This window comes from Ekhidna sp. (assembly GCF_040220215.1).
Lineage (GTDB): Bacteria > Bacteroidota > Bacteroidia > Cytophagales > Cyclobacteriaceae > Ekhidna.
Genome location: NZ_JAVJTR010000016.1, coordinates 408,709 through 431,152 on the forward strand (window position 1 = coordinate 408,709; position 22,444 = coordinate 431,152).

Below are 22,444 nucleotides of genomic sequence, written 5' to 3' on the forward strand. Positions count from 1 at the left end.
AGTGTTCCTCTATTTATTGACAATCAATGATTTTTTTAGGAAATTGAAAGACCCTAATTACCTAAATCACTAAATCATGGTTCGATTTGCCTCCCTACTCTTAATCCTTTTCATCGGAATGAATGAACTCCTGGCTCAGGCCAGCGAGCTGGAGTCTCAGCTTACGAAAGATGAAAATATCGAGAACATAGACATTCTTCATCAGCTGGTTGAAGCCCATTCAGCGAAGGATAGTATGCTTGCTTTTTCTTATGGAGAAAGAGCAATAGCAATGAGCCAATCGTTGAATGACAAAGAACGATTAGCAAGATCCTACCTTGATTATGGATATATCTATCAGGATCATTTCTTATATGATAAAGCAGAAATTTGGTACGTGAAGGCTGAAAAGATTTATGAGTCCGTTAAGTCAATCAATGGGCTTGCGCTGATAGCTGAAGCGAGAGGACTGGCCCAGGTGAAGCAGGGATATCATGATGAAAGTCTATTGTCATTTAAGAAGGCACTCAAACTCTTTAGTGAAGTTGACAATCAGGAAAGCATACTCAAAACCTATTACCATTTGGGGTACGCACATTATCGTAAACGTGAATATGATTCTACGACCTACTATTATTTCAAAGTTCTCCCCAATTGTGAAAATGAAGTCACAAAAAACTGCATTGATGTGTATAATCAATTGGGCGCCACCTACACTGAAATTAAAGAATACGGGAAGGCTAATACATATTTGAAAATGGCTTTATCAGGCAGCTTATCAAGAGGTGACTCAGTTTCAGCAGCCAATGCTACAATGAACATTGCAGGTAATTACTTTTTTCAACAAAATCTGGACTCATGTGCATTTTTTCTGAGCCAGGCGATTGATATTTATGATGCTACGGGGAACAAACAAGGGCAGCTCATAGGCCTCAATAATTTATCCATCATCTATGAGGAGAATGGTGAATTAAGAAAAGCACTAGCAACAGCAATTGAGACGGTGAGTGCTGCCAAAAAATTGAATGACCGGAATATTTTAGCAGGCAGCTATTTGCAGGCAATGGACCTAACCAGAAAGCTGGGAAACTTTAATAAATCTTTCGTTTATGGAGATTCTGCCATAGCTATCATTCGGGAATTAAAATCTAAATATCATTTTCAGCAGTATTACTTATCCCTTTCAGAAGCGTACACAGATTTGAATGATTATAAATCTGCGATGAGCCATAAAGAACTGTACTATGCTTATACGGACTCTATGGTGAACGAGCAAAAAAACAAACAGATCGCTGAGCTAGAGACCAAATATGACACAGAAAAGAAAGAGCGGGAAATCGCACTGTTGAATACTGAAAAAGAGCTTCAGGCCGCCATCATTGATAAAAACAGGGCCAGTATAACCATTCTCATTGTTGCGATAGTCGGTGTGGTGATAGCGGCGTTTTGGCTATTCAAGCGAAAAGAATACAAACAGCGAGTGGCCTTAGAGCAAGAAAAGACCCGACTAAAGGAGGAGCAAATACGAGCGGTGATTTCCTCTCAGGAAAAAGAAAGAAAGCGATTTGCAATGGATCTTCACGATGATTTCGGACAGTTGATTTCAGCCTTGAAACTGAATGTTTCTAAGACAGACGATAAGTCAGATAAAATCCTGAATTCTATGTACAACTCGTTGAAAAACATTGCTTTTGATTTGATGCCACACACGCTTTTCGAAAAAGGAATAGAGGAGGCCTTAGAAGAATTAAGAGATCAAATCAATGGAAGTAGTAAAATTCAAGTTGCTTTCCAGTCATTCGAAATAAAGAATAAGATAGATGATGAACAGAAAGTTGCCTTATATCGAATTGTTCAGGAGTTGGTGAGTAATATTATCAAATACTCCAATGCAAGTAAGTTGAATATTAGTCTGACAGATGTGGGGAATGGATTATCACTCTTAATAGAAGATGATGGCGATGGTTTTGACCTAACCAAGTTCAAAAATGGAAATGGTAATGGCTGGAAAAATATTCATTCCCGATTGGACCTACTCCACGGGTCTATGGATTTTGATACCATGCCCGGAAGAAAAAATACAACGGTTACCATAGAAGTTCCTTATCCTAAACAAGTAGCTGCAGTAGCATAATGAAAGGCCCGGTTAAAATATTCATTATAGATGATCATCAGCTGATGATAGATGGCATGATGGAGTTGCTTCAAAATCATGGCAATCACCAGATAATAGGCACCTCCACTTCTGCACGCCAGGCTTTGGATGCTTTATCAAACACCAGGGTTGACCTGATCATTTCTGATGTAAATATGCCTGAAATGAAAGGCACTGAGTTTATTGCTCAGGTAAAAAAATTATATCCGGAGGTAAGGATAATTGCAGTGAGTATGCATCAGGAAAAGCACATCATCAAGGATGTTTTGAAAGCGGGTGCAGACAGTTATGTATTGAAACACGCCACTCAAAATGAGCTGCTGGAGGCTGTAGATAAAACCTCAATTGGCGAAACATTTGTGAGTGCTGCAATAACCAAGATGTTGGTTGAGGATGTGAAGTACCCCTCCATAGAGGAACTCCTTAGTGAGCGTGAACGTGAAATCATTACATTGGTAGCCAAAGAATATACCGGCAGGCAAATCGCAGAGGAACTATTTATCAGTGAAAAAACGGTGGAGACTCACAAAAGGAACATTTTTCGCAAAACAAATACCTCCACGCTTGTTGGACTTACCAAATTCGCCATAGAGCACCAGTTGCTATAGTTTCTATTTCACTTAGTGGAATCCTTCTAAGGGAATACCCTTACAGGAAAATGCACAAACCCCCTGATGATTCCGGTTATTTCTGAATTCAACTTTGATAAAATTCAGAACAGATGTCTATTCCACTTACACCACGTGAAAAACAAGTTCTTCAATTAATACTTGACGAGAAGTCAGGCTCAGTGATCGCTCAAGAATTGAATATCAGCGAACGCACAGTAGAGACACATCGAAAGAGTATTTACTCAAAGACTGGAGTAAAGACCGTGGTGGGACTGGTCAAGCATTTCTATAACACAAACATTAAAATCAAAACATCATGAAAACATCAATTAACGGAATAAGAAAATTAATGCTCTTTTGTGCAGGGGTTATAATCTTAAACCTATCCTATTCACAAGAGATAGAGCTTAAATCCAATGGGTACGGCGAAAAGAACCTGAAAAAGTTTCCTAAGAAGGTTTATGTCAAAGAATTCAATGTGAATTTTCAGATGACTGCAGATGCCAAAGCAGTTTCAAAGACAACCACAAATTCAAGCAAAGGATCTTCCAGCGCCAGTATGAATGTTGCTGTGACAGGTATTGATGCAGCAGATCTTCAAAACATCACGAATGCGGTTTATAATGACTTTGTCAATGCATTTAAAAGTCAAGGTTTTGAAGTGCTAACTGTCAACGACATTGGAGACTTAAAATATTTTGAAGAATATGAATTAATGGGAGCAAATATCAACGAGGATCAAAACCCAGGTTATTTAAAAGTTACCCCAGAGGGATTTCAATACTATGTAAAAGGAATATCCAATTCGGGAAAAGAGAAACAGGTGGTTGGTGCTCCAATGAGGTTGCTAAAAGAAATGGACGATGTAATGGTAGTAACAGCAGATTATACGTTTTCTGCCATTGATCTGAATGCCAGTCAAAGTTCTGTTTTAGGCACTTCCAGTGTGAAGGGAAATATTGGGTTGAAAATGCCATCATGTGTATTGAATGCCTGGGCGGGCAAAATGATAGCAATTAATTACACCCCAAAGAAAATACCTGAATTTGAAGGTGTTTTTGAAAACGAAGGTGAAAAACTAAAAGCATTTTCAATGGCTACTAAGCCTACCTATAGCGGTTTCCTGACACACTCATCCAACGACTTTACTCATGAGGCGAAATGTGATAAAGACAAATATGTTGCAACCACAACCGGAACAATGAAGGAGTTCAACAATCAGGCGCTCGGTGAGATATTTGGGTACTTTAATAAATGAGGGTCATGTAAAGCATCATATTCGTAAGAATTAAATATGAATCGCGGTGATTCTATTTTAACTGAAAGGCTGCCTGAAAAGGCAGTCTTTTTATTTTAGCTTGTAGACGATATATGTTTATGCTCAATTCATTCAATAGTATGACATTTAAGCTTTTTAGATATTGTCATGAAAAGTCAAGCTGAAGTCTTCAGATCAAATACGTTGATGATCTTCATCCCGGGGCTATTTTTTGGTACTGCTTTGATTCTAAGAAATCAGAATGATTTGTACGTGTTGATGTGGATCTTAATTGGTCTTGGATTGGTGACAACCATCGCAGTAGGTTCAAGCTTCACCACTTTGACCATAATCGAACAAGAAATCAGCATAAAAAACCTGAGAAAAAGTCATCACATCTGTGTAGATGACATTGCTAAGCATCACAAAACTGTGTCTACCTCCAAAGGAATAGAATCGGTTGTTTGGAAACTACACTTAAAAAGTGGAGCGGTTGTGAAAATCTCCAGTGATCTTTTTAAAGAAAAGGAAGAATTGAAGAAGGCTCTCGATGAATTTTTGAGACAAATTCCTAAAAAATAGGTTGACTTATTTTCCACACGCCACCTGGCCAATACACGGTTTCAATATGTAGTCCGTATGAGAGGTGCCACATGCGGATTAATTATTTTGAAGGCGAGATAATGGAATATAAAAGGCCAACATTAACTGTCGACCTTTTCAATATTTCTATTTCACAGAATTTTTATTCAAATTTCAATTCTCCAGCGTCGGCAACTTCTCCCACTACCACTTCAATACCGTCGACTGAAGTAGTATCAGTTGCGTTGATCGCGACCACATTGTAGGTATTAGCTTCAAGTGCACTGATCAAGAAAAGTCCATCTGCATCACTGTAAGTTGATACACTGTCGTCATTGACAATGGCATAAACAACTACCCCGTCTTCAGCAGGTGAAATACTTCCTGAGATAGCTCCGGTTTGTGCTTCCATATTTGCTCTGATAACCGGCTTTAATTTGAATTCACCATTTCCTGTTTCTACGATCGACTTTGCTGCATCAAAATCCAGGATAAGCTTGTAAGTGACACCTGCCAGCAAATCCTGATTGATTTTAATTTTTAAACCTGATTCTGATCCTGAGGGAATGGTTAAATCTACGGATTCACCACTGATAACCAAGGAGTTGTTATCACCAAGAACCAGTCTAACCTCGCCCAATCTCCCAGCTGGGATGTCTGTATCGGCTAATACTGCCTCAGTACCATTAACCAAATCCAAAAGGTTCATCACCTGCGGGTCGAAATCGCTCACATCTGTCCAGCCAGTATCAAGTTTTACGTTGACTTCTTGAACATCTATATTCACCTGATCGTACTCGGCAGGAGCATCAACCAGCACTACCTGAAGTCGTGCGTTTTCAGGATCATCGCTACCGCATGAAGCAAGTAAAATGATCGATAATACAGTTAAAAGATAATTTTTCATGTTTTTAATAATAGCTGTTGAATAATTTTTCATAGTTCAAAATTACAATTTTTTCTATAAATAATTCAATTTAAGAATTAACGTTCGATTAAAATAAAGCATCGATCGATCAGCGATTTTTCAAATGCCGCTCCATCAATTTAGCTTCAATATCCTCCAGCTTTAGTCCCTGATCCGCTAGTAATACTAGAAAGTGATATAGTAAATCCGAAGACTCCTCGATCAGCAAATCTTTATTTCCATCCATTGCTTCAAGAATAACCTCTGTAGCTTCTTCCCCTACTTTTTGAGCGATTTTCTTCGTCCCCTTTTGGAAAAGCTCTGTGGTGTAAGACTTTTCAGATGGGTTGTCTTTTCTTGACTGGATTACCCCTTGCAACTCATGTAAGAAACCGGCCGGTTCTTTTTCTCCGAAGCAGGTATAGGAGCCTTTGTGACAGGTGTCTCCTTCCGGAATCACTTTGATCAGATAGGTATCGTTATCACAGTCTTCCTGGATGCTCGTGATATTCAGAAAATTACCTGAAGTCTCGCCCTTTGTCCAGAGTCGTTGTTTGGATCGGCTATAGAAAGTCACTTTGCCTTCTTTTTTGGTTTTCGCAAGCGATTCATCGTTCATGTAGCCAAGCATAAGTACCTGGTTGGTTTCCGCATGTTGGATGATCGCGGGGATTAGTTTTTTACTTTCCATGTTTACTTTCTTGTTTTTTAATGCACTTATTGATGAAGTCGTTAACACCTTGTTCTTTCAATAAGGCATAAATATTTTTATCCTGATATGCCTTTTCGGCTAATTCATATTTGATTTTGGCATACCTGCTTCGAGCATTCGGGTTATTTCTCAGGTAATCTCTAAAGAGCAGGTGTTTTTTTAGTTCTCGGGATTGATGATGACACACGTATAAATGATGTCTTATAGTATCAATAACCTGATGGTCATTGTTGGCTCTTCTTTTAAATACCTCTCTACCTTCAATTCCCTGATCGCCATTGTGGTAATAGCCCAGTGTTTCAAGTCTGGATTTGATTTTTTCAAAATCTGATACTTCGTAGAAAATGACATCCATGTCTATGATTGGCTTTGCTGGTAATTCCGGAACAGAAGTACTGCCAACATGCTCAATGGCAATCTTGATTCCTTGATTTGCATCGATCAAGATCTTTTTGATTTCAGTGAAATCTTTAGGCCAGTTTACTTGATATTCCTGAAGCAGCATTGTAAATAGATCTAAAGTCTAATATCTAAATTCTTCTGTCTTAGAAACGTTTTGAGTTTAGGTATCGGTATCTCGCCAAAGTGAAACACACTAGCAGCCAATGCTCCGGTGGCTTTTGTCTGTTCGAATACTTCTGCAAAATGTTCTTTGTTGCCTGCTCCACCTGATGCAATGACAGGGATATTTAAATCAGCTGCTAACTTTCCGGTCAGCTCCAAAGCAAACCCATTCTTAGTACCATCATTGGCCATGGAGGTCAATAATATTTCCCCCGCTCCTAAGGCTTCCACCTGCTTGGCCCAATCATAAACATCTAACTCTGTGGCCTCACGCCCACCTTTTACAAATACTTTCCACTCACCATCTACCAGTCCGGCATCTATGGCGACTACCACAAACTGACTCCCAAATTCATCGGCGATTTCTTTCACCAGTTCTGGTCGTTTTACAGCCGCTGAATTAATGCTCACTTTATCCGCTCCTGCTTTCACCAATACTCCTGCATCCTCTACAGATGAGATGCCACCACCTACGGTGAATGGAATGTTGATCTCATGTGCAATCTCTTCCACCAATGCTGCAAACGTCTTTCGTCCATCAACAGTCGCTGTGATGTCGAGAAACACCAATTCATCAGCACCTTCTTTCACATAGCGTTTCGCCAGCCCTATCGGGTCACCCGCACTGCGTATATCGACGAAGTTGACCCCCTTTACGGTTTGTCCGTCTTTGATGTCGAGGCAGGGAATTATTCGTTTTTTTAATGTCATTTTGATTTAATTCCTGATCTGTCAATTACTTCATTAGCGCTTATCTTAGGAAAATAAACTTGAGCCAATGCATCTGATGTAGTTCTCTCATAAAGTGATTTTTCAATTTCAGTTAACCCAAATTCATTTATTTCAAAAAATTGAGTTGACTTAACATTGAATTCAGTTGAGTATTCAACCTTAACTAATATTTTGAAATTGAAGCCGCAATGAATTTCACGCATTTCATTTTCTAAAGAATCTCTTATTTGAGCATTAAACGGGTAGCCTTGATACTTTTCAAGTGTATTTATTGAATTGTTAGTAACCCTTTGATCAATGTAATAGTCTATTACTCTTACATTGATATATTGCGTACTTCCTCCACCTACCTGCCCTCCATATTCTTCATCACAATCGTCATACGGACAATTTTCATTGCAATCTTTTGGGAGGGAATAGAACGAGAATAAATCAGATGAATAATCTTTCAGGTGGAATCCTTTGTTTGAGATGATTATACTTTCTGTATTGCCATTTTTTTCTAGCTCAATATTAATTTTTGGCAGATAATTGAGTTCATTCAATTGCAATTCCATTGAAGCAATTTTCCATTGCTGATATGAAATGAAAATAGCTGCTAAGCCTAGAAAGAGAAATGAAAATACCTCAAAGAATACTTTGTTTTTATTAAGCCACTTTCTAACAGATTTAATTTTTTTCATCTTCAAATCAAGTAAATATTTTAATTAAATCCGTTACTTGAATTCTTCCCTCGTAGAGGGCTTTCCCCACAATCGCTCCTTCCAAACCTTGCTCTTTTAACTTGACTAAATCGTCAATAGAACTAACTCCTCCACTGGCAATCAGCTTCAATCCTGGGAGTTTTTCAAGAATGGATTGATACAACTCAAACGAAGGACCCTCTAACATGCCATCTTTCGAGATATCCGTGGAAATCACATATTCAATTCCTTTGGACACATAATCTTGAATAAATGCTTCAATCTCAAGATCTGACTCTTCCTGCCAGCCGGACACGGCAATTTTGCCATCCATCGCATCTGCACCTAGGATGATTTTTCCGGCACCATACGCTGTGATCCAGGAAGTGAATTTCACCGGTTCTTTTACTGCGATGCTTCCACCAGTGATCTGTTTCGCGCCACTTTCAAAGGCAACTCTTAGGTCTTCATCGGACTTGATCCCTCCACCAAAATCAATTTTCAGCTTTGTTTTTGTTGCCAGTTTCTCCAACACCTTCCAGTTGACAATGTGCTTGGCTTTTGCTCCATCCAGGTCAACTAAATGAAGGTACTGCAAACCTGCATCTTCAAATTGCTGCGCAACTTCAAGCGGATCTTCATTGTAGATTTTTTTCGTTGCATAATCTCCCTTAGAAAGTCGTACACATTTTCCTTCGATGATGTCTATGGCTGGTATTATTCGCATGATTTTATTTTTTACCGTCATTGCGAATCAGTTGTAAGCTGATGAAGCAATCTTAATCTTGAGATCGCTTCGCAAGCTCGCGATGACGTATCTACATTTCATATTTTTAAAAAATTCTCAATCAATTTTCTCCCCACATCCGCGGACTTCTCCGGGTGGAACTGCACTCCATAAAAGTTACCCTTTTGAAGAGCTGATGTGAATGGAACCAGATAGTCCGTTTCTCCCACCGTATCTTCCCCCACTTCAGCGTAATAGCTGTGAACAAAGTACATATTATCTGTTGTTGCTATTTCTTCAAAAAGAGGCCCTTCAGCCTTGGTGAAGTCATTCCATCCCATGTGTGGCACAATTCCTTTCGGTGGGAACTTACGGACGTTCTCTTTGAAGATACCCAGACAAGTAGTGTCCTTTTCCTCCGAGTGTGAGCACATTAGCTGCATCCCTAAGCAGATTCCCAGAAAGGGTTGCTTAAGAGAAACGATGACTTCATCCAGACCTCTTTCCTTCAGATAATTCATAGCAGTTCCTGCTTCACCAACACCAGGGAAGATCACTTTCTCAGCACTATTCAGTGTCTCAGGATCATCCGTTATCACAGATTCCACTCCGATCCGATCCAGTGCATTTTTCACCGAGCGGATATTACCTGCGTTGTATTTTACGATTGCTATCAATTGTCAATTATTAATTGTTCATTATCAATTCTAAAGCACCCCCTTCGTACTAGGCATCACTCCACTATCATCCTTCCTCACTGCCATCTTAATGGCACGCGCGAATGCCTTGAATATCGACTCGATCTTATGGTGATCGTTCTCGCCCTCTGCTTTCACATTCAAATTACATCTGGCAGTATCTGAGAAAGACTTAAAGAAGTGAGAAGCCATCTCAGTTGGCATTTCGCCTACATGCGTTGCATCAAAAGAAGCATCCCATTCCAGCCATGGTCGTCCACCAAAATCTATTGCTACCTGTGCCAGGCAATCATCCATTGGAAGTAAGAACCCATATCGTTCGATTCCTTTTCGATCCTTCAATGCATCATTGAATGCTGTGCCTAATGCCAACGCTGTATCCTCAATGGTGTGGTGCGTATCGATGTGAATGTCACCTTCAGCCTCCACATGCAGGCCAATTGCTCCATGTCTTGCTATTTGATCGAGCATGTGATCAAAGAATGCTACACCTGTCGAAATGGATGTTTTGGTAGGATCGTCCAAATTGACCTCAATCTTAATTTTAGTCTCTGAGGTCGCACGAACGCATCGCCCAACACGACCTTTTTCTTCATAATTTTCTTTTTTTAGTGCAGCAATCAATTTCTGATTGTCTGTTGGTGTTCCGATTGTAATACGAAGTGTATTTGGCACCTGACCGGAACGATCACGAACCACAATCCCTTTTGCCATCAGATCCCTATAGGTTTTCTGTGCATCCTCAAAAGCAACTAATAGAAAGTTGGCATCCGAAGGATAAATCTTTTTCACTGAGGGAATGCCCTTCAGCGCTTGCTCCATCTTTTCTCGCTCTTCAATTAATATACTGACTTGTTTCTTTATTAACTCAGGTCTATTCAAAACATCAATTGCTTTTTCCTGCGTCAATGTATTGACGTTGTATGGCGGTTTGATTTTGTTCAACACATTGATCACCTCAGATGATCCAAAACCAATACCCAGTCTAGCCCCGGCCAGTCCCAGCGCTTTTGAAAATGTCTGTAGGATAAACAGGTTAGAAATATCTTCCTGCACCAAGCTTTCCCCTCCAAAATCAATATAAGCTTCATCAACAACGACTAACCCGGAAAAAGCGGCTGTGATTGATAGAATTGTTTCTTTTCTGATGCAATTGCCCGTTGGGTTGTTTGGCGAACAGATGAAAATAATCTTTAGGTCTTCGTCAGTAAGTTTGGGCTGCAGGTTTTCAAAATCAATTTGAAAATCATCAGTCAGGGGTTCGTTGATCACCTCTACATTATTTACTGCTGCTGCTACACCATACATACTGAAGGTGGGAGGGAATGTCATGATCTTATCTTTCCCAGGCTCACAAAAAGCACGGATTAGCAGATCAATCAACTCGTCACTGCCATTGCCAAAAATCAATTGATTCATTTCAACGCCACGATAATTAGCCATCTCAGTTTTTAACTCCTTCAGAGAAGCGTCCGGGTAGCGATTGAGACCAAATCCAAAAGGATTCTCGTTTGCATCTAGCGATACCTCTGCGACTCCATCAAATTCATCTCTCGCACTGGAATAGGGCTTGAGTTTCTTGACGTTTTCTCGTGTGATTTTATTTATGTCAAACATTAGATTCTATATTTGATTAGTGATAGAATTTAGACACCAACTAAACAATCTTATCTTCATTGGTTCATTTTTAATAGTTGGATACTTGATATATTTTTTAATTAAAAAATTCATAAGGCCGAAGATTCATGATAATGTTTTATTTGGAGTAATTGGTCTTATTCTAGGCCTTGTTTTTCTAATTTTCTTTTAATTTCTCCAACCTCAAACTCACCGCATGCATGTGTGCCTGCAACTGCTCCGCCTCTGCCATCTTTTCAATGGCAGGACCGAGGTTTTGAATGCCTTTCTCAGATAGCCTCTGGAACGTAATTTTCTTTACAAAACTATCCAGAGATACGCCGCTGTAGTTTCGTGCGTATCCATTGGTGGGAAGTGTGTGATTCGTTCCACTGGCATAGTCACCTGCACTTTCACAGCTCCAGTTGCCAAGAAATACGCTTCCAGCAATCGTAATCTGTTCGCCTAACTCCTCTGCATTTTCGGTTGCGATAATTAAGTGCTCAGGCGCATATTCATTACTAAATGAAACGGCCTCATCCAGATTTTTGACCAGGACAGATTGACTGTTTTTAAGTGCTTTCAAAGCAATGTTTTTTCGAGGTAGTTCATTTACCTGTTTTGTTATTTCTTCATTTACCTCTGAAATGAATTTTTCAGAATCACTCACCAAAACTACCTGACTGTCCGGGCCGTGCTCAGCTTGTGAGAGCAGATCAGCGGCAACAAACTCGGGGTAGGCCGAATTATCCGCAATTACCAGCACCTCGCTTGGTCCGGCAGGCATATCGATGGCCACTCCAAAGTTCTGTGCCAGTTGCTTTGCAGCGGTTACATACTGATTACCAGGCCCGAAAATTTTGTCCACTTTTGGAATAGACTCTGTCCCGAAGGTCATAGCAGCAACTGCTTGTGCACCTCCCGTCAAATAGATTTTTTCTATCCCAAGTAGCTGGCACGTCCAACCGATTACCTCATTGAGTTTACCTTCTTTGGTTGGGGGAGTACACACTACAATATTTTTACATCCTGCAATTTTTGCCGGTATCGCCAGCATTAATAAAGTGGAGAATAGGGGTGCTGATCCGCCTGGGATATATAATCCCACGCTTTGAATCGCTACACTTTTTCTCCAGCAATTCACTCCTGGCATGGTTTCGATAACCTTTATTTCTTCCTTTTGTGAAAAGTGAAACTTCTCAATATTGGATTTAGCCATTTTTATGGCATCTGCTAATGCAGGATCAATCTTGAATTCCTGTTTAGGAACATCAATGGTCATACTATCCAATTTCACAGCATCAAATTGTTTGCTGTAACGGAAGAGGGCCTTGTCACCATTAGACCGAACATCTGTCATGATTGCACCAATGCGTTCCTCCAATTCCGAGAAATTGAAAGTTGGTCTCTTGCAGAGTGTAGGCCAATCGGATGGTTCTGGGTATTTTATTGTCTTCATTTCAATAGTTCAACTGTCCACAGCAATTAGTCCACAGTTGACTGTCGACTAAAAGTCTGTTGACTAATTCACACAATCATTTTTTCAATTGGACACACAAGAATTCCTTCGGCACCTTTTTCTTTCAACTGGTCAATTACTTCCCAAAAGTCATCCTCATTAATCACACTGTGTACACTGCTCCAACCTTCATCAGCGAGCGGGAGCACGGTAGGACTCCTCATTCCAGGCAGCAATTGAATAATGGAATCTAGTTTTTCATTAGGGGCATTGAGAAGAATGTATTTGTTCTGTTTCGCTGACTTAGCCGCTTCGATTCTGAAAAGAAGTTTGTCCAGTATCTCTTTCTTTTCCATGCTGAGCATTGTATTGGAAATGAGCAATGCTTCACTTCGAAGAGCGACTTCAACTTCCTTAAGACCATTGGCCAAAAGTGTACTTCCTGTGCTCACGATATCAAAGACAGCATCCGCAAGGCCTATTCCCGGAGCTATTTCCACACTTCCACTAATCACCTCTACAGTAGCATCTATATTATTTTTCTGGAGGAAATTCTTTAGAATTACCGGATAGCTTGTCGCAATCCTTTTTCCTGAAAACCACTCAAGCCCCGGGTAAGCTTCTTCTCTTTTGATTGCCAGCGACAGTCGGCACTTTGAAAAGCCTGTTCTGTTGATTATTTCGACAGGCTGTTGCTTTTCCAGGTATTCGTTTTCACCCACGATCCCAATGTCAGCTACACCCTCGGCAACATACTGAGGAATGTCGTCATCGCGTAGATAGAAGATTTCTAGTGGAAAGTTGGAAGCAGTGGACATAAGCTTACCTCCATTATTTATTTTGATTCCGCACTCTTTGAGCAAGCCCATGCTTTTCTCATTGAGTCGGCCGCTTTTCTGAACTGCTATTTTTAAAATGTCTTCCATGTCGTTGAAACTGATATTTCGAATAAGTGTTAAAGTTTAGGCATAAAAAAAGCCCTGACGGTTCGTCAGGGCTTTGAGTTATTTTTAGTCAACTACAATACACCTACTACACCGTCTCTTTCGAGTGGAGCATATGATGTACATGATGATGTAGTTGTTGTGTTCTCATTTCAGGTCGCAAATATAGACGACTTTTTTAAATGGAATTTATCCAGCAAATTTTTTGCTCACAGCATCCCAGTTTACCACATTGAAAAATGCGCTGATGTAATCTGGTCTTCTATTTTGGTAATTCAGGTAATACGCATGCTCCCAAACATCTAATCCAAGGATCGGGGTACCTGAACATCCTGCTTCGGGCATCAACGGATTGTCCTGATTTGGCGTAGAGCAAACAGCAACTGTGCCATCACTGTTCTTGCAAAGCCAGGCCCAACCAGAACCAAATCTTGTTGCTGCGGCGTTGCTAAACTCTTCTTTGAATTTATCGAAAGATCCAAATGCCTTGTTGATAGCATCCGCTAAAGCGCCGGAAGGCTCACCCCCACCATTTGGAGACATTACTTCCCAGAACAGTGAGTGATTCCAGTGACCTCCACCATTGTTTCTTACCGCTCCGTTATCAGAATGATTTTTCACCAAATCTTCCAAAGATTTTCCGGCCATGTCTGTTCCATCAATGGCAGCATTCAATTTTGAAACATATCCTGCATGGTGCTTACCATGATGTATTTCCATGGTTTTCGCATCTATATGTGGTTCTAATGCATCGTGTGCATAAGGTAGGTTTGGTAATTCAAAAGCCATAATTATGTGATTTAATAGGTTCAAAAAAAATGATTTGTGAAGATAACAAGGTTGAGGGATGTTTAGTTGCCTTGTTGGGTTAATTAGTGATTAGTTAATTAGTGACTGATTAATTAGTCCTACTTTGTCAAGTTTAGATTCTGAAATAAATTCAGAATGACGATTTAGAATTATTATTTACTTTTTGGCCAAGTAAGTCATCGCTGAACTAGTTTCAGTATCTATCAAAAAGAAACTTGACAAAGCCAAGTTTGTAATTAATAATAAAGGCCCGTGAATTTTCATAGGAAAGTGCTCAACATCTATTTCTTTCTAATATTCTTAAAGAAGTCTTTTATCAAAACTTCAGATTCATTTGCCATCACGCCCAGCTTCAGATCTGTCTTCGGATGAACAATATCTTTACTGTATTTGGAGAATCCCCGCTCTTTGTCAAGCGCCCCTATGACCACTCTGCCAATCTGCGTCCAGAATAGCCCTCCTGCACACATACTACACGGCTCTAGTGTGACAAACAGTGTACACTCATTCAAATACTTGGAGCTTAGGTGGTTTTGCGCAGCGGTAATCGCCAGCATTTCTGCGTGTGCGGTGGCATCATTGAGTCGTTCTACACGGTTGTGATCCTTTGCAATGATTTTATTCTCACAAACCACCACTGCACCGATCGGAATTTCTCCCTCATCAAAAGCCTGTTGTGCCTCATTGAGTGCTTGCTTCATAAAATGCTCATCACTATAAATGCTTAGACTCATTATTTCATCTTCACTTTTACACTATTCATAATTTCATTGGCAACCGGCTGCCACTGTGTCATTAACCTCGCTTTGCAACCGAAGTTGAAAAGCAGAACCTGATCGTTATAAGAAGTGTATTGAATGTATGTATAGTTTCTGGATGATTTGCTGGAAAAGGCATTTTCACTCTTTAGAGATGAGATAAATTCAAAGACGACAAATTTCTTTCCATTGATTTCTTTTATGTCATCCTGGATGAACTCTACTTCATCAAACATGCTTTGGATACTTGCTTTATAAAAGCCGTATATCATTTTTTCATCTCCAACGATCCATTGCATAGGGTTCCAGTTCACACCAAAATCTATTTCTCTGTCCATGGATGAATGCATCGCTAACGGCTCTCTGGCAGAAACGAACTTTTGGATTCGATCTCCGCTGCTCATAAGAACGAATGATGCCGGTACCAGATAGGATATGTCGTCATTTATCTGGTGCTTCACCATCTTTTCCTGAGCAAAAAGGAAAGTTGTATTTAAAAGGATACCAAGGCAGATGATTTTTTTCATATGGCGAATTTAAGAAATACACCCCTCTAGTCCTCTCAAGGGAACATTTCTTTCTAACTCTGCTTTCAATTTCTGAGAAATCCCCCTTTGAAGGGGGTTAGGGGGTTGTTTTTAGTGATAAATAATGAGCTAATTCCTACTTTTGCGCCTCGTTTGATTTAAAACAAAAGGATTTTATGCTACGCACACATACTTGTGGAGAATTACGATCAGAACATATTGGGAGCACTGTGACCCTCACTGGCTGGGCACAAAAGCAGCGAGATAAAGGAGGCGTAGTATGGATAGATTTGAGAGATAGATATGGAATTACACAGCTGATCTTTGAAGAGGGTGTAACTGAGCAATCCATCATTAACCAGGCAAAAAAAATTGGTCGGGAATTTGTGATAAAAGCGACCGGAGAGGTAGTAGAACGTTATTCCAAGAATGACAAGATGTTTACTGGGGATGTGGAGGTTCGAGTAAGCTCATTGGAAATTCTAAACGGATCAAAAGTGCCCCCATTTACCATAGAGGACGAGACGGATGGTGGGGAAGACCTTAGAATGAAATATCGATACCTGGATATTAGAAGAAATCCGGTGCGGGAAAAACTACAACTGCGTCACACCATGATGCAGAAGGTGCGAGAGTACCTTAATAAAGAGGCGTTCGTTGAAGTAGAAACTCCTTATTTAATCAAATCTACACCTGAAGGCGCACGTGATTTTGTGGTGCCTTCCCGGATGAATGAAAACGAGTTTTATGCGCTTCCACAGTCTCCGCAAACATTCAAACAACTTTTGATGGTGGCAGGAATGGATCGCTACTTCCAAATTGTAAAATGCTTCAGAGATGAAGACTTGAGAGCTGATCGACAGCCGGAATTCACACAGATTGATTGTGAAATGGCTTTTGTGGAGCAGGAAGATGTACTTCAGACTTTTGAAGGCATGACGAAGTTCCTTTATAAAGAAATGAAAGGTATTGAGCTGGATGATTTCCAGAGGATCAGTTATGATGAAGCGATGGCGAAATATGGTTCAGACAAACCGGACCTTCGATTTGGGATGGAATTTTGTGAATTGAATGATCTTGCGCAAGGCAAAGATTTTGTGGTATTTGATAGCGCAGAATTGGTGGTTGGCATCAATGCGGAAGGCTGTGCAGATTACTCAAGAAAGCAATTGGACGCTTTGACCGATTTTGTAAAGAAACCACAAATAGGTGCCAAAGGGTTGGTGTATGTGAAGTGCCTGCCTGCCGGAGAGGCAGGCAATGAAGACGGTAGTTTCAAGTCTTCGGTAGATAAGTTCTTTGATCAAGAGGCTCTGAAAGGATGGGCTGAGAGGTTTGATGCTAAGCCCGGAGATCTACTTCTAATTTTAGCTGGAGAGAAAAATCAGACAAGAAAGGCGCTTAATGAACTTCGTCTGGAAATGGGTGAAACCTTAGGTTTAAGAGATAAAAACAAAGTTGCTGCTGCCTGGGTGCTTGATTTCCCGCTACTGGAATGGGATGAAGAGACTGAGCGATTTCATGCAATGCATCACCCGTTTACTGCACCAAAACCCGAGGATGTGGAAAAACTAAATTCCGACCCGGGAGCGGTTCGAGCAAATGCTTATGACATGGTCATAAACGGTGTTGAAGCAGGAGGAGGCTCTATTCGTATTCATGATCGAGCGATGCAAGCCAGAATGTTTGAAGTGCTTGGTTTCACCAAAGAGGAAGCTGAAGAGCAGTTTGGCTTCTTGATGGGTGCTTTTGAATACGGAGCGCCACCCCACGGAGGAATTGCTTTTGGATTTGATCGATTATGCGCGATTATGGCAGGTGAGCAGAGTATAAGGGATTTTATTGCCTTCCCTAAAAACAATGCCGGAAGAGATGTAATGATTGATTCTCCATCATCAATTTCAGACGAGCAGTTGCATGAGTTAGGCATTAAGCTGGTAAAACCAGCAGAATAGTAGTAATTGGTTCTTTTTTACTAACTTTTCCGGTTAAATAATCACACCTGATGACTAAGAAATTTCTTCTTTACTCTGCGCCATTTTTTATATTGTTTGGAGCTCTTTCATTGTTTGAGCCGTGGTTTTATAGAAATTTTTTCGCCAGCACTTCGATTGATCGTTTGGCTGGTGAGGAGTTTCAAATAATTGCACATAAGGGTGCTTCAGGACTAGCTCCGGAAAATACTATGGCAGCTTTCAAGAAAGCCCTTGAATTGGGAGTTGATCAAATCGAGCTGGATGTTCGGCATACAAAGGACGAGGAGATTGTTGTTTTTCATGATCAGCGGCTTGATCGGATTGCCCGCGACACTTTAGGAAATCCCGTTTACGGAGATGTGCATGACTACACACTGGAAGAATTAAAACAATTTGATGTAGGGTCTTGGTATGATTCACATTATAGTGATGAGCGAATTCCTACTTTGAAAGAAGTGTTGGATTTAATCAATGGTCAGGTAACAGTTTTGATTGAAATCAAGCACATGGATCATCCGCATTACCATGATTTTGCTGAAAAAATGGTTGAGGTGGTTTTAAGTGAAAAAAATGGTGAAGATTGGATCATCCTCCAGTCTTATGAGCCGGAATACCTGGATGAAGTGCATGAGCTGGATCCATATATTCAAACCAAAGCATTAATTGTGGGTGAAGATTCAGCCCCATTGATTGCCTTCTATTTAGAAACCAGGATTCACATGGGGCGGGCCAAGGAAAGCAACCGGATGAAGGCCATTAATCCCCATTGGGAGACTCTTTCACCACGACGTGTGTTTCAGATGCATGCCAAAGGGTATGAAGTGCATGCTTATCCGATAAATTCACGAGAAGACATGCTCAAAATGCTTAATGCCGGAGTGGATGGCATTATCACGGACTACCCTAACGTTGCGATTCAGCTGAGAAACGAAATCAGGAGACTGGGACAGGAAAAGCAGCAGTAAGCTCTGCCTCAGCGGCGATATAACCAAATGGAGCCCAGTTGGGGCTGTCCAAAATTTTCAGGAAAACTTCATTTGCTTTATCTGTATCACCTTGCTGCTGATACCAATTGCCAATGCCATAACCTAGAGTTGCATTGATACTCCCATCTGGTGGGAAAGCTTTACTCATAAGTTTATTTACATCTTTTTCGCCTTTAAATAGTAAAAGCAAATGCAAATAAGCATCGTTTTCAACCATATTCATTTTTCCGGATATATCCGTTAAAAGCTGATCAGCAAGCTCTATGTTTCCGATTTTTTTATAGGTCATGTAAAGCCAATAAGTTGTAGCTACCAACAAGTCATTATTATCGCTGAACTCCATACATTTCTTGTATGCAGAAATGGCTTTATCATATCTTCCATTTAAATAATGAGCCAACCCATAATGATACCAGATATTGAATTTATCGTTGCTTAGCGGTTGGTTTAGCTTATTTGGTATGCCATCAGGTTCTATTTTGTTTTCGGTATTTACACTATAAAATGCGGCCATCTCAAAGTCATCGATTGCTTTATCGAATTTGCGTGTGGTGATATATCTGTGGCCCCTATGTCTCCTCAACCGATATGATGTTGGGAATTTTTCCAATCCTTCTGTGAATGCATAGATGGCTTCCTGGTATCTACCTAAATAGGCAAGTCTTCGTCCATACCAAATGATAAGTTCCAGGCTGTCCGGATTGGCTTGAAAGCTCGTTTTTGCTTCTTCCAGGTTCTTTTCAAGCTTAATCCGATCCTCTTGCTGAATTTCAGGAGGAGTCAGCTCTTCCCCCATCAGGTTGTGAATTTTGGAAGGGTCTCTTATTACTCGCTGGGTAGCTTTGTCATTATCCGATGAGCCGGATTTTTGCTCGCATGCAATTATTAAAATGGGTAAAATGATTAATATTTTAATCTTGTTTGTCATAGTTTTTACTCTTTCCAATTTGGATATCCCGGTTGTTTTAGTTCTTCTCCATTTTTTGCTTCTTTCACCATCTCGCGAACATCTTTAAGAAGCTCTTTAGCATCATATACGACACCATCCTTAATAGTGTATTTCACACCCCCCACTCGGGTCACCTCATTATCTTCTGTCAGTTTGATCGCTCCGGTTCCATAAAGCACTTTCAGGTTGGCCAGCGGATTTTCTTCCACAATGACTAAATCAGCCATTTTCCCAACTTCAATAGTGCCAATTTCTTTTTCCATTCCTAACGCCTCAGCCCCGAGCAAAGTTGCTGACCGGATCACCTCAAGTGGGTGGAAGCCTGCTTCTCTTAACAGCTCAAGTTCCCGAATGTATGCAAACCCATAAAGCTGGAAGATGAACCCTGAATCGGATCCGGTGGTCACTCGGCCACCGCGGTTTTTGTACTCATTCACAAACGTCATCCACAGCTTATAATTCTCTTTCCAGGCTACTTCTTCTTCGGTACCCCAGAAGTGCCAGTAAGAACCATGAGAAACTTTACTTGGCTGATAGAACTTCCATAGCGAAGGAAGTGTGTAGTCATTGTGCCAGTCTGCATTTCGAGAGCGCATGAGATCACGACTGGCTTCATAAATATTAAAAGTTGGATCCAGGGTGAAATCCAATTCCAACAAACGATTCATAACAGCATTCCATTTCTCTGAATAAGGTTTTGCTGCCTGCTTCCACAATTTCCCTGCTTCACCAAAGCGATGTTGTTCATTTTGATAATTGTAATCCACCGGATAATCCTGTACTACTCGATCATCAAAAAGCGCCTCAGGTAAACCATACCAGTGCTCCATGGTGGTCAGTCCGGCCTCAGCTGAATTCAACACATTCCACCATCCAACATTTAGCTGAGCATGGTGGCAGGCAGATCCAAGTCCTAGCCGCTTATTTTCTTTTAAGGCTGCTTCCATGACTTCCGGAGATGCACCAAAGAACTTGATACCGTCTGCACCTCTGCGGTAATTGGCACGAACCCATGAGACTGCTTCCTCAGCGTTTGTTATAGGGCCTTTTAACACTTCACTATCCGGAGATCGTTCACCGGGAATGTTTCTGACAACAGCTATATCTTCCAGGTTTTGCCCGAATGAAGTGTAAGCTAAAATTCTTGGCGCAGTGATTTCATTGTTAATACTGCGATTTTTGTGCCTCAGCACCCAATCTAGTCCATTTCCTGCTGATGGATCCCGAATGGTAGTAATGCCATGAGCAAGCCAAAGCTTGAATACATACTCGGCTGGCGTTCCCTGACTGCTGCCACCAATGTGTCCATGCATGTCTATAAAACCGGGAAGGACATACATGCCTTCTGCATCTATTTCCATTCCATTACCTTCTAGTTTAGGCCTTCTTTCAGGATTAATTTCTACCCCGGGGTAGCCAACCACCTGGACATTCGTAATCTTATTCTTCTCAATGACAATATCTACCGGGCCAATTGGTGGAGCACCATTGCCATTGATAACTGTGGCACCACGGATGATGGTCATGTCGTAAGGGCCGTCACCATCTGTTCTTGAGGGTGCAGGAGTTATTTGTGCCACGGATTTAAGCAGGACTGAAATCGTGAAAATGGTTAAAAGGAATTTTTTCATGTGTTGTCTTGTATTAACTTTTAGCTCAGATTTAAAAATAATCAATTCGCAAGTATGGCCGCAGTAGAATCGAATATGATGCCGCTTGGCACAGTAGCACCGGATTTTGATCTTCCTGATGTGATTTCGGGTAAAAATAAGACGCTGGAGGATGTGAGGCTCGAGTATGGACTAGTGGTAATGTTTATTTGCGCGCACTGTCCCTTTGTAAAAAACATAGAAGAAGAGATTGCAGTTATCGCCAGGCAATATACTGACTTGAAGGTCGGATTTGTAGCTATTTCATCTAATGATGCAACAAAGTATCCGGATGATGCACCGGAAGGATTGAAAGCGCAGGCAGAAGAATTCGATTTCAATTTCCCATACTTATATGATGAGTCTCAGGAAGTAGCAAAAGCCTATCAAGCGGCATGTACACCTGATTTTTTCCTATTTGATGAAGATTTGAAGTGTATTTATAGAGGAAGGTTTGATGCAAGCACACCAGGAAATCCTGAACCTGTGACAGGTGATGATTTGGTCAATGCACTGGAAGCTCATCTGGAAGATGAACCACCGCTTAAAGATCAGAAACCAAGTATTGGGTGTAGCATTAAATGGAAGGAATAATTTTTAAACTTAGAGTTTATTCACACTCCCCTAACTGGTCATAATATTTTCTTAATTCTCCAATGAAGGATTTTACTTCTTCCGGTTCATGCCGGAATTCATAAGTTATTTTTTTTGAACCCTGTGCGGTGGTAATTTCAATCCATTCCGAACCTCCATCTGCACAATCAGGACAACCAATTATTTCTTCAAGAGAAAGAAATGCCTGGACGTTTATTGTTGAAAAAAGCTCATCTGTATTATAGAAATCACCACATGTTCTTTTCAATTGATCTTCATTTCTTGAGGTCAATTCTTTTGTGACACTTCCATTTTCAAAAGTCACCACTTTGGTACAGTACCCCAAACACATTCCGAAGCTGGTACCAAATTCAATTTTTTGTATTTCTGAACTTTGTACACCTTCCTGACAGTTAGAAACCACAGCTGCCAGCAGCACAAATGCAAGAGAAAATAAATTCATAATTTGAAAATTAGGTTTGATCAATTTACATCAAATAAAATGCCATACCTTCAAACAGGCATTTTATAGTCCATCTTCGATTATGTAAATTGCGCATCCATTTT

At 40.5% G+C, this 22,444-nt stretch carries 24 protein-coding genes; 8 read left to right on the forward strand and 16 right to left on the reverse strand.

Going from position 1 to position 22,444, the window contains the following annotated elements; all coding sequences use genetic code 11:
* Nucleotides 1-76 precede the first annotated feature (76 nt).
* From RIC88_RS10415 to RIC88_RS10435, 5 genes are all read left to right on the forward strand, one after another.
* The gene (locus RIC88_RS10415) at nucleotides 77-2,113 is read left to right on the forward strand and encodes a tetratricopeptide repeat-containing sensor histidine kinase (RefSeq protein WP_350217481.1); all 2,037 of its coding nucleotides are present in this window, start codon (nucleotides 77-79) and stop codon (nucleotides 2,111-2,113) included.
* Entirely contained in the window at nucleotides 2,113-2,742 is a 630-nt protein-coding gene (locus tag RIC88_RS10420) for a response regulator (protein WP_350217482.1), read from the forward strand. Before RIC88_RS10415 ends, RIC88_RS10420 begins: the two co-directional genes overlap by 1 nt.
* A gap of 113 nt (nucleotides 2,743-2,855) precedes the next feature.
* On the forward strand, nucleotides 2,856-3,065 hold the full coding sequence (locus RIC88_RS10425; RefSeq protein ID WP_350217483.1) for a LuxR C-terminal-related transcriptional regulator: 210 nt from the start codon (nucleotides 2,856-2,858) through the stop codon (nucleotides 3,063-3,065).
* Nucleotides 3,062-4,003 (forward strand): hypothetical protein, encoded by a 942-nt coding sequence (locus RIC88_RS10430; protein ID WP_350217484.1) that lies wholly within the window; start codon nucleotides 3,062-3,064, stop codon nucleotides 4,001-4,003. The genes RIC88_RS10425 and RIC88_RS10430 overlap by 4 nt, the downstream gene beginning before the upstream one ends.
* A gap of 168 nt (nucleotides 4,004-4,171) precedes the next feature.
* Nucleotides 4,172-4,585 carry a hypothetical protein gene (locus RIC88_RS10435; RefSeq protein WP_350217485.1) on the forward strand — a complete coding sequence of 138 codons (414 nt, stop codon included), beginning with the start codon at nucleotides 4,172-4,174 and terminating at the stop codon, nucleotides 4,583-4,585.
* Nucleotides 4,586-4,748: 163 nt separating this feature from the next.
* On the opposite strand, the gene RIC88_RS10440 is transcribed toward RIC88_RS10435, so the two are convergent.
* The 13 genes from RIC88_RS10440 to RIC88_RS10505 form a co-directional block, all read right to left on the reverse strand.
* On the reverse strand, nucleotides 4,749-5,492 hold the full coding sequence (locus RIC88_RS10440; RefSeq protein WP_350217486.1) for a DUF4382 domain-containing protein: 744 nt from the start codon (nucleotides 5,490-5,492) through the stop codon (nucleotides 4,749-4,751).
* 109 nt (nucleotides 5,493-5,601) lie between these two features.
* Nucleotides 5,602-6,183, reverse strand: coding sequence for a bifunctional phosphoribosyl-AMP cyclohydrolase/phosphoribosyl-ATP diphosphatase HisIE (gene hisIE, locus RIC88_RS10445; protein ID WP_350217487.1), 582 nt, complete (start codon nucleotides 6,181-6,183; stop codon nucleotides 5,602-5,604).
* Nucleotides 6,173-6,709 (reverse strand): GrpB family protein, encoded by a 537-nt coding sequence (locus RIC88_RS10450; protein WP_350217488.1) that lies wholly within the window; start codon nucleotides 6,707-6,709, stop codon nucleotides 6,173-6,175. The genes hisIE and RIC88_RS10450 overlap by 11 nt, the downstream gene beginning before the upstream one ends.
* An 11-nt stretch (nucleotides 6,710-6,720) precedes the next feature.
* Nucleotides 6,721-7,479, reverse strand: a complete 759-nt coding sequence (gene hisF, locus RIC88_RS10455) for an imidazole glycerol phosphate synthase subunit HisF (protein WP_350217489.1) — start codon at nucleotides 7,477-7,479, stop codon at nucleotides 6,721-6,723.
* Entirely contained in the window at nucleotides 7,476-8,183 is a 708-nt protein-coding gene (locus RIC88_RS10460; protein ID WP_350217490.1) for a hypothetical protein, read from the reverse strand. Before RIC88_RS10460 ends, hisF begins: the two co-directional genes overlap by 4 nt.
* Before the next feature lie 7 nt (nucleotides 8,184-8,190).
* Entirely contained in the window at nucleotides 8,191-8,910 is a 720-nt protein-coding gene (gene hisA, locus RIC88_RS10465; protein WP_350217491.1) for a 1-(5-phosphoribosyl)-5-[(5-phosphoribosylamino)methylideneamino]imidazole-4-carboxamide isomerase, read from the reverse strand.
* A 98-nt stretch (nucleotides 8,911-9,008) separates the two neighbouring features.
* Nucleotides 9,009-9,587: an imidazole glycerol phosphate synthase subunit HisH gene (gene hisH / locus RIC88_RS10470; RefSeq protein ID WP_350217492.1), complete on the reverse strand. Its 579-nt coding sequence runs from the start codon at nucleotides 9,585-9,587 to the stop codon at nucleotides 9,009-9,011.
* A 30-nt stretch (nucleotides 9,588-9,617) separates the two neighbouring features.
* On the reverse strand, nucleotides 9,618-11,225 hold the full coding sequence (gene hisC / locus RIC88_RS19775) for a histidinol-phosphate transaminase (protein WP_502880000.1): 1,608 nt from the start codon (nucleotides 11,223-11,225) through the stop codon (nucleotides 9,618-9,620).
* Nucleotides 11,226-11,403: 178 nt separating this feature from the next.
* Nucleotides 11,404-12,684 (reverse strand): histidinol dehydrogenase, encoded by a 1,281-nt coding sequence (gene hisD / locus RIC88_RS10485; RefSeq protein ID WP_350217493.1) that lies wholly within the window; start codon nucleotides 12,682-12,684, stop codon nucleotides 11,404-11,406.
* A gap of 68 nt (nucleotides 12,685-12,752) precedes the next feature.
* Nucleotides 12,753-13,610, reverse strand: a complete 858-nt coding sequence (gene hisG, locus RIC88_RS10490) for an ATP phosphoribosyltransferase (RefSeq protein ID WP_350217494.1) — start codon at nucleotides 13,608-13,610, stop codon at nucleotides 12,753-12,755.
* 207 nt (nucleotides 13,611-13,817) lie between these two features.
* Nucleotides 13,818-14,417, reverse strand: a complete 600-nt coding sequence (locus RIC88_RS10495; protein ID WP_350217495.1) for a superoxide dismutase — start codon at nucleotides 14,415-14,417, stop codon at nucleotides 13,818-13,820.
* A 302-nt stretch (nucleotides 14,418-14,719) separates the two neighbouring features.
* On the reverse strand, nucleotides 14,720-15,172 hold the full coding sequence (locus RIC88_RS10500) for a nucleoside deaminase (RefSeq protein ID WP_350217496.1): 453 nt from the start codon (nucleotides 15,170-15,172) through the stop codon (nucleotides 14,720-14,722).
* Nucleotides 15,172-15,723: a hypothetical protein gene (locus tag RIC88_RS10505; protein ID WP_350217497.1), complete on the reverse strand. Its 552-nt coding sequence runs from the start codon at nucleotides 15,721-15,723 to the stop codon at nucleotides 15,172-15,174. The genes RIC88_RS10500 and RIC88_RS10505 overlap by 1 nt, the downstream gene beginning before the upstream one ends.
* A gap of 176 nt (nucleotides 15,724-15,899) precedes the next feature.
* On the opposite strand from RIC88_RS10505, the gene aspS reads away from it, so the two are divergent.
* Both aspS and RIC88_RS10515 read left to right on the forward strand, forming a co-directional pair.
* Entirely contained in the window at nucleotides 15,900-17,678 is a 1,779-nt protein-coding gene (gene aspS / locus RIC88_RS10510; RefSeq protein WP_350217498.1) for an aspartate--tRNA ligase, read from the forward strand.
* Nucleotides 17,679-17,728: 50 nt separating this feature from the next.
* Nucleotides 17,729-18,664: a glycerophosphodiester phosphodiesterase gene (locus RIC88_RS10515; RefSeq protein ID WP_350217499.1), complete on the forward strand. Its 936-nt coding sequence runs from the start codon at nucleotides 17,729-17,731 to the stop codon at nucleotides 18,662-18,664.
* On the opposite strand, the gene RIC88_RS10520 is transcribed toward RIC88_RS10515, so the two are convergent.
* Nucleotides 18,633-19,613: a tetratricopeptide repeat protein gene (locus tag RIC88_RS10520; protein WP_350217500.1), complete on the reverse strand. Its 981-nt coding sequence runs from the start codon at nucleotides 19,611-19,613 to the stop codon at nucleotides 18,633-18,635. The genes RIC88_RS10515 and RIC88_RS10520 overlap by 32 nt on opposite strands.
* Nucleotides 19,614-19,618: 5 nt before the next feature.
* Nucleotides 19,619-21,265 (reverse strand): amidohydrolase family protein, encoded by a 1,647-nt coding sequence (locus RIC88_RS10525; RefSeq protein ID WP_350217501.1) that lies wholly within the window; start codon nucleotides 21,263-21,265, stop codon nucleotides 19,619-19,621.
* Between the two features lie 54 nt (nucleotides 21,266-21,319).
* Here RIC88_RS10525 and RIC88_RS10530 point away from each other — a divergent pair, with 54 nt between their 5' ends.
* Complete coding sequence (locus RIC88_RS10530) at nucleotides 21,320-21,877, forward strand: thioredoxin family protein (RefSeq protein WP_350217502.1); 558 nt, start codon at nucleotides 21,320-21,322, stop codon at nucleotides 21,875-21,877.
* 16 nt (nucleotides 21,878-21,893) lie between these two features.
* Here the strand turns inward: RIC88_RS10530 and RIC88_RS10535 are convergent, their stop codons facing one another.
* Nucleotides 21,894-22,340 (reverse strand): hypothetical protein, encoded by a 447-nt coding sequence (locus RIC88_RS10535; RefSeq protein ID WP_350217503.1) that lies wholly within the window; start codon nucleotides 22,338-22,340, stop codon nucleotides 21,894-21,896.
* Nucleotides 22,341-22,444: the final 104 nt, after the last annotated feature.